The organism is Janthinobacterium sp. BJB304, from assembly GCF_002735765.1.
Taxonomy (GTDB): domain Bacteria; phylum Pseudomonadota; class Gammaproteobacteria; order Burkholderiales; family Burkholderiaceae_D; genus Janthinobacterium.
Genome location: NZ_PDZN01000013.1, coordinates 201,607 through 208,614 on the forward strand (window position 1 = coordinate 201,607; position 7,008 = coordinate 208,614).

Below are 7,008 nucleotides of genomic sequence, written 5' to 3' on the forward strand. Positions count from 1 at the left end.
CTTTCTATAACGGGTGAATGGCGGCGCGTGTCGGGCGGCGCGGTGGCGCGCTGGCAGAAGCCAGCCGCAGCGGTGCGGCCAGGGCTGCAGCGGCGGCTTCCTCCCACACCATCAGTAATTGACAGGCAACGGAGGCGGCGATCACGGCCGGCGCCTTGTTGCGGATGCCGGGCATGCCGATCGGACACACCATGGCGGCAATGCGCTCGTCCGGCACGCCACGCGCCTGCAGCCGGTGCTCGAACTGCTTGCGCTTGGTGTGCGAACCGATCAGCCCGAACCAGCCCGCATCCTCGCGCTCCATGATGGCTTGCGTCAAGCGTTGATCCAGCGCATGACTATGCGTCATGACCAGATAGCTGCCGCCCGGCGGCGCCATGGCAACGAATTCCTCGGGCGCGTCGGTGGCGGCGATGCGCACGTTAGCTGGCACCCCCGCCGGCAATGCTGCGAGAAACATGTCTTCGCGTTCATCGACCCAGGTGATATTGCAGGGCAAGTGGGCCAGCGCGCGCACGATGGCCGCGCCCACGTGGCCGGCGCCAAACAGGGTCAGATGGGCGCGCGGCGCCAGGCAGGGGTCGACCAGCCAGCGCCGCCCTTCACTCCCCTGCGCGACATGGGTTGCGCGCTCGCGTGAAAACGTATCGGGTGCCTGGCCTGGCGTGCCGGCGATCAAGCTGCCGTCGGCATCGAACAGCGCAGAGGCGGGTTCGCCATCGAGCGCCGTCAGGCGCCAACTATCCTGCTGGCGGCGTTCGCGCAAAGCAGCCAGCAATTCTTTCAGGCCGGCATCGACATATTCAAAGGCCAGGTGGACGACGCCGCCGCAGCATTGGCCCAGGCTGGGGCCCAGCGCAAAACGCTCGAGCCGCGCATGCGTGTCTTTTGTCGCCAGCATGGTCTTGGCAATTTCGACGGCACGCAATTCCAGGTGACCGCCGCCGATGGTGTCGACTTGGCCATCGAGGGTGACGCGCATCTTCGCGCCCGCCTCGCGCGGCCCGGAACCTTCGACCAGGGCCACCGTCACCAGCACGGATGCCTGCGTGTCGTTGTCCATCGCTGTCAGCCAGTCGCTCATCTTCTGCTCCTAGGCGCCGACATGCGCCGCTTGGACGGCCATGACCGCCTTGAGGATTTCCTCGCTGGTGGCCGGTGCATTCAGCGGCGGCTGCACGGCGTGATGGCCCACGCTGGAAATGGCGTCGCGGATGGCGAAGAACACGGAAAACGGCAACAGCAGCGGCGGCTCACCCACGGCCTTGGAACGGTGGATACTGTCTTCCACATTGCGGTTCTGGAACAGTTTCACACGGAAATCTTCCGGGCAATCGGAAATGCCGGGAATTTTATAGGTCGATGGCGCGTGCGTCATCAGCTTGCCTGCCGCATTCCACCACAGCTGCTCCGTCGTCAGCCAGCCCATGCCTTGGATAAATGCGCCTTCCACTTGCCCCAGATCAATCGCGGGATTGAGCGACTGGCCCGCATCGTACAAGGCATCGGCGCGCAGCAGTTTCCACTCGCCCGTCAGGGTATCGACCACCACTTCGGCCACAGCCGCGCCATAGGCATAGTAGGAAAACGGATGGCCCGTCATCGTTTTCGCATCCCACGACAGCCCGGGCGTGGCATAAAAACCATCGGACCACAATTGCACTCTAGCCAGATATGCCTTCTGCACCAGCTCGGCAAACGGCACGACGTGACCATTGACGTGGATATGGTTGTCGAAGAAGCGCACAGTGCCAGCGTCGCCACCGTACAGTTTGACCGCATAATCGGCCAGACGTTCGCGGATCTGGCGCGCCGCGTCCTGCGCCGCCTTGCCATTCAGGTCAGCGCCGGTGGACGCCGCCGTGGCCGACGTGTTCGCCACCTTGCTGGTGTCGGTGGCCGTGGCCCGCACGCATTCGAGGTCCAGTCCCAGCTCGTGCGCCACCACCTGCATCACCTTGGTATTGATGCCCTGCCCCATTTCCGTGCCGCCATGATTGACCAGCACGGAGCCATCCACGTACACGTGCACGAGGGCGCCGGCCTGGTTCAGATGCGTGACGTTGAAGGCGATGCCGAATTTCAAGGGCGTGAATGCCAGGCCCTTCTTCAAGACAGGGCTGGCTTCGTTGAACGCATCGATGGCCCGGCGGCGCGCGCGGTAGTCGCTGCTCTCTTCCAGTTCCGCGACGAGCTCATGGATGACATTGTCGACGATTTTTTGCCCATACGGCGTGACGTTGCGCCCTTCCGCATCGTTGCGGCCATAGAAATTGAGCAGGCGGATATCGAGCGCGTCGCGTTGCAAATGGCGGGCGATTTCATCGATCACATACTCGATGGCGATGGCGCCCTGCGGCCCGCCAAAGCCCCGGAAAGCCGTGTTCGACTGCGTATTCGTCTTGCCGCAGGCGGCGCGGATATCCACGTCGGACAGGTAATATGTGTTGTCGAAATGGCAGACGGCGCGCGTGGCGACGGGACCGGACAAGTCGGCCGAATAGCCGGCGCGCGTGGTCATGTCGACCCTGGCGGCAAGGATGCGGCCATCGTCGTCGTAACCCACTTCGTATTCATAGTAGAAACAGTGGCGCTTGCCCGTCACCAGCATGTCGTCGTCGCGGTCGGCACGCAATTTGACGGGACGCTTCAGTTTGGCCGCCGCGACCGATGCGGCCGCCGCCCACAGGGCCGATTGCGATTCCTTGCCGCCGAAACCGCCGCCCATGCGCCGGCATTCGACGGTGATGTTGTGCGAATGTACACCCAGCGCATGCGCCACCACGTGCTGCATCTCGCTCGGATGCTGGGTCGAACACAGCAGCAGCATGCCCTGCGCCTCCTTCGGGATGGCGTAGGAAATCTGTCCTTCCAGATAAAACTGTTCCTGACCGCCCACATACAGCTGGCCCTTGACCACGTGCGGCGCCATCTCGAACGCGGCCTGGTAGTTGCCGCGTGTCAGCTGCATCGGCGGCAGCACATACGATTGCGCCGCCTTCGCCGCCTGCGGCGTCATGATCGCGGGCAATTCCTCGTATGACACTTGCGCCAGGCGCGCGGCGCGGCGCGCATGATCGTGCGTATCGGCTACCACGATGAAGATCGGTTGGCCCACATATTGCACCAGATCAAAAGCCAGGATGGGATCGTCGTGGATGATGGGGCCGCAATCATTGGTGCCGGGGATGTCCTGCGCCGTGTAGACGGCGACAACACCGGCAGCGGCGCGCACGGCCGATAAATCCATGGCAGTGATGCGCGCGTGCGGCTTTTGCGACAGGCCCAGCGCCGCGTGCAAGGTGCCTTGCAATTCGGCGATATCGTCCGTGTAGGTGGCTTGCCCCAGCACATGCAGTTGCGCCGATTCATGGGGGCTGGGCTTGCCCACGGCGGCCCAGGCGGCCGCTTGCAGTTCGGGCGTGGCAGGATAATTCATGCTGGTCCTTTCAGGCGCGGCAAGCGTAGGCGTTGAGGGACGTCGGGGGCAACGGCGCACCGGGACGGGTTTCCAGCCAGAAGCGGCGCAACAGGTTTTGCGCCGTCGTCATGCGGTAGCTGTTCGACGCGCGCATGTCGGACAGGGGCGCGTAATCGTCGGCCAGCAAGCGCATGGCGATGAGCAAATTGTCTTCCGTCCACGCCTGTCCACGCAAAAACGCTTCCGTTTGCGCGGCGCGCTGCGGCGTGGCCGCCATGCCGCCAAAGGCGATGCGCGCATCGACGATGCGCTCGCCATCGAGTTCAAACGCGAACGCGGCGCACACGGCCGAGATATCCTGGTCGAAGCGCTTGGCCAGTTTATACGTGCGAAAATGCACGTCGGCACGGGGCAAGGGCACGCGCACGGCTTCGACGAATTCGCCGGGCTGCAAGTCTTTCTTTTGATAGCCAAGATAAAAATTTTCCAGCGGCATGATCCGCTGGCCGGCGGAACCGCGCAGCACGATCTCGCTGCCCAGCGCAATCAGCCACGGCATCGAGTCGCCGATGGGTGAACCGTTGGCCACATTACCGCCCAAAGTACCCGCGTTACGGATCGGCAAGGAAGCAAAACGCTGCCACAGTTCCGACAGTTCGTCCGGATAATGCCGGCACAGCGCCGCATACGCATCGTTGAGGCGGGCGCCTGCGCCAATCTGCAGCTTGCCGTCAACGATGCCGATGGTTTTCAGCGCGGCAACATTGCCCATATAAATGATGTCGCCCAGGTCGCGCAGTTGCTTGGTCACCCACAGGCCTACGTCGGTGGAGCCGGCCAGCAGGCAGGCCTGCGGCTTTTCCGCACGCATCGCCACCAATTCATCGATGCTGCGCGGCGCATGGAAGTGCTGGCCGCCATGTTCATATGTGCTCGTGTTGGCGCGCTGCAGAGCTTGCAATTGCTGCGCCAGGGCCTCACGGTCAAAGCTGACACGCGGCAATTCGCCCATGCGCCTGGCCGCATCGATGATGGGTCGGTAACCTGTGCAGCGGCACAGATTGCCCGACAGCGTATCGTCGATTTCGCAGCGCGTGGGCGTGGCGCCGTTTTTCTCCAGATACATGCCCCACAAAGACATGACGAAGCCGGGCGTGCAAAAACCGCACTGGGAACCGTGGCACTCGACCATCGCCTGCTGCACCGGGTGCAGGGCGCCGTTAGGCTGCTGCAAGTCTTCCACGGAAAACAGGGCCTTGCCATCGAGCGTGGGCGTCAGCTGAATGCAGGCGTTAACGGCCTTCATCTCGACCTGGCCATCCACCAGGCTGCCGATGACGACGGTGCAAGCGCCGCAATCGCCCTCGGCGCAGCCCTCCTTGGTACCCATGCAATGCAAATCCTCGCGCAGGTGCTGCAACACAGTCTGCGTAGGGGCGGCGTTGCGTACTTCCTGTACGGCACCACGGTAGTAAAAGCGGATCGGTTCTGACATGCTGGCCTCGGTATAGTCCCAGTATAGGAGATTAACACCGGCATATGGGACAACTATATGCAAAGACTGATTTTACTTATCATTCAATATCAATACTTATCAGGCCCCCTCAGACGATGCAGGGATGCGTCGCATGCCAGTGTTCGGCAATATCGATGCGGCGCGTGATCCACACCTGCTCATGGCGCTGCACATAGTCGAGAAAGCGGGCCAGCGCCGCGGCCCGTCCCGGACGCCCCACCAGGCGGCAATGCAGGCCGATGGACAGCATCTTCGGCTGATTCAGACCGTTCGGATCGCCTTCCGCGTACAGCACGTCGAAGGCATCCTTCAGGTAATCAAAAAACTGTGTGCCCGAATTAAAACCCTGCATGGCGGCAAAGCGCATGTCGTTCGTGTCCAGGGTATAAGGTACGATCAGCTGGGGCTGCATGGCCGGCATGCCGGCCGCATCCGTGTACGCCACTTTTTCCCAGAATGGCAGGTCATCGCCGTAATAATCGGCGTCGTAGCGGAAGCCCCCATGCTCGACCACCAGTTTGCGCGTATTGGGTGAATCTCGCCCCGTGTACCAGCCTTGCGGGGCGGAACCCGTCAATTCGCGGATGATCTGCACGGCTACACGCATGTGTTCGCGCTCTGTCGCTTCATCCATGTTTTGGTAGGAAATCCAGCGCAAGCCATGACAGGCGATTTCATGGCCCAGTTCCTGGAAGGCGGCCACCGCCTCGGGATTGCGCTTCAGGGCCATCGAGACGCCAAACACGGTCAACGGCAGGCGCCGCTCCTCGAACATGCGCAGCAAGCGCCATAATCCGGCGCGCGAACCGTATTCATAAATCGACTCCATGCTCAGGTGGCGCGCAGGAAAAGCCGCTGCACCGATCATTTCCGATAAAAACGTTTCCGAGGCAGCATCGCCATGCAGCACGCTGCTTTCCGCCCCTTCCTCGTAATTGAGGACGAATTGCAGGGCGATACGGGCTTTTCCCGGCCATTGAGGGTGAGGTGGCGTGCGGCCATAGCCGATCAAATCGCGCGGATAATTTTCATAAGTGCTCATGCGGTGGCTCGCCTATAGGAGACAATGTTGGTTATATGCCCAATCATATAGCCAGCCGCTGATGCAGGTATATGATTTGCAAGATAAGCACATTCACTCACCCTATATACAGGATAGCAAATGGGAAAACTCAGCACGCATGTACTCGATATCGCCCACGGCAGGCCGGGAGCCGGTGTCAAGGTGGCCCTGTTTTCAGTCGCGCCGGAAGGCAAAGTGTTATTGAAGATGGATATGACCAATAGCGACGGCCGTTGTAGTTCGCCCTTGCTGGAAGGCGACAGCATGAAGGCTGGCCAGTATGAGCTGGTGTTCAACGCAGGGGACTACTTCGCCGCCCAAGGCGTGGAATTGCCCTCGCCCCGCTTTATAGATCTGGTGACCCTGTCCTTCGGCATTGCGCATACGGATGAGAACTACCATGTGCCGCTGGTGGTATCGCCGTGGTCATACTCGACCTATCGCGGTAGCTGATCCCACCATACCAACAATGTTGTCGGATTACGCGCTGCGCGCTAATCCGACCTACCCGACCTACCCGGTTTGGTCGATGTCGGCCGGTGTTGGCCGGGGTAGGTCGGATCAGGCGTAGGTCGGCGTAGGTCGGCTTAGCGCAGCGTAAGCCGACAGCACCAGCGGCGTATCCAAGCGCCAGACGTAAAAAAACCCCAACCGGATCACCGGAAGGGGTTTTTTCGAATAACAAGCCTGACGATAACCTACTTTCACACTGGTTGCAGCACTATCATCGGCGCAAAGTTGTTTCACGGTCCTGTTCGGGATGGGAAGGGGTGGGACCAACTTGCTATGGTCATCAGGCATAACTTGTACTGACGCTTGTTCTCTATGGAGCAACAAGGCCATGAATCTGGAAGAAGCAAAGATTGGGGTAATGAATTGGTGTATCAACACACACGCAACGTTGTACCGTCTTATCCTCTGTACCTGCTAAGGTTATAGGGACAAGCCGTACGGGCAATTAGTACTGGTTAGCTTAATGCATTACTGCACTTCCACACCCAGCCTATC

The 7,008-nt window shown here is 61.0% G+C and carries 5 protein-coding genes and 2 rRNA genes; 1 reads left to right on the plus strand and 6 read right to left on the minus strand.

The window, feature by feature from the left end; genetic code table 11:
- Positions 1 to 4 precede the first annotated feature (4 nt).
- The 4 genes from xdhC to puuE all read right to left on the minus strand — a co-directional run bounded on the left by xdhC (position 5) and on the right by puuE (position 5,979).
- The gene (gene xdhC, locus CSQ95_RS17020) at positions 5 to 1,084 is read right to left on the minus strand and encodes a xanthine dehydrogenase accessory protein XdhC (protein WP_099410345.1); all 1,080 of its coding nucleotides are present in this window, start codon (positions 1,082 to 1,084) and stop codon (positions 5 to 7) included.
- 9 nt (positions 1,085 to 1,093) lie between these two features.
- On the minus strand, positions 1,094 to 3,439 hold the full coding sequence (gene xdhB, locus CSQ95_RS17025) for a xanthine dehydrogenase molybdopterin binding subunit (RefSeq protein ID WP_099410346.1): 2,346 nt from the start codon (positions 3,437 to 3,439) through the stop codon (positions 1,094 to 1,096).
- Positions 3,440 to 3,449: 10 nt separating this feature from the next.
- Positions 3,450 to 4,916 carry a xanthine dehydrogenase small subunit gene (gene xdhA / locus CSQ95_RS17030; protein WP_099410347.1) on the minus strand — a complete coding sequence of 489 codons (1,467 nt, stop codon included), beginning with the start codon at positions 4,914 to 4,916 and terminating at the stop codon, positions 3,450 to 3,452.
- Between the two features lie 109 nt (positions 4,917 to 5,025).
- The gene (puuE, locus tag CSQ95_RS17035; RefSeq protein WP_099410348.1) at positions 5,026 to 5,979 is read right to left on the minus strand and encodes an allantoinase PuuE; all 954 of its coding nucleotides are present in this window, start codon (positions 5,977 to 5,979) and stop codon (positions 5,026 to 5,028) included.
- Positions 5,980 to 6,099: 120 nt separating this feature from the next.
- Between puuE and uraH the strand changes: the two genes are divergently transcribed.
- The gene (gene uraH, locus CSQ95_RS17040; protein ID WP_034785620.1) at positions 6,100 to 6,453 is read left to right on the plus strand and encodes a hydroxyisourate hydrolase; all 354 of its coding nucleotides are present in this window, start codon (positions 6,100 to 6,102) and stop codon (positions 6,451 to 6,453) included.
- A 232-nt stretch (positions 6,454 to 6,685) separates the two neighbouring features.
- Here the strand turns inward: uraH and rrf are convergent.
- Positions 6,686 to 6,798: ribosomal RNA gene (gene rrf / locus CSQ95_RS17045) — 5S ribosomal RNA — on the minus strand.
- Positions 6,799 to 6,937: 139 nt separating this feature from the next.
- A 23S ribosomal RNA gene (locus CSQ95_RS17050) occupies positions 6,938 to 7,008 on the minus strand; the annotation flags it as partial.

Excerpts from the sequence above, each read along its gene's own strand:
- xdhC (WP_099410345.1), bottom strand. The coding sequence starts at position 1,084 with ATGAGCGACTGGCTGACAGCGATGGACAACGACACGCAGGCATCCGTG.
- uraH (WP_034785620.1), top strand. The coding sequence starts at position 6,100 with ATGGGAAAACTCAGCACGCATGTACTCGATATCGCCCACGGCAGGCCG.
- xdhB (WP_099410346.1), bottom strand. The coding sequence starts at position 3,439 with ATGAATTATCCTGCCACGCCCGAACTGCAAGCGGCCGCCTGGGCCGCC.
- xdhA (WP_099410347.1), bottom strand. The coding sequence starts at position 4,916 with ATGTCAGAACCGATCCGCTTTTACTACCGTGGTGCCGTACAGGAAGTA.
- puuE (WP_099410348.1), bottom strand. The coding sequence starts at position 5,979 with ATGAGCACTTATGAAAATTATCCGCGCGATTTGATCGGCTATGGCCGC.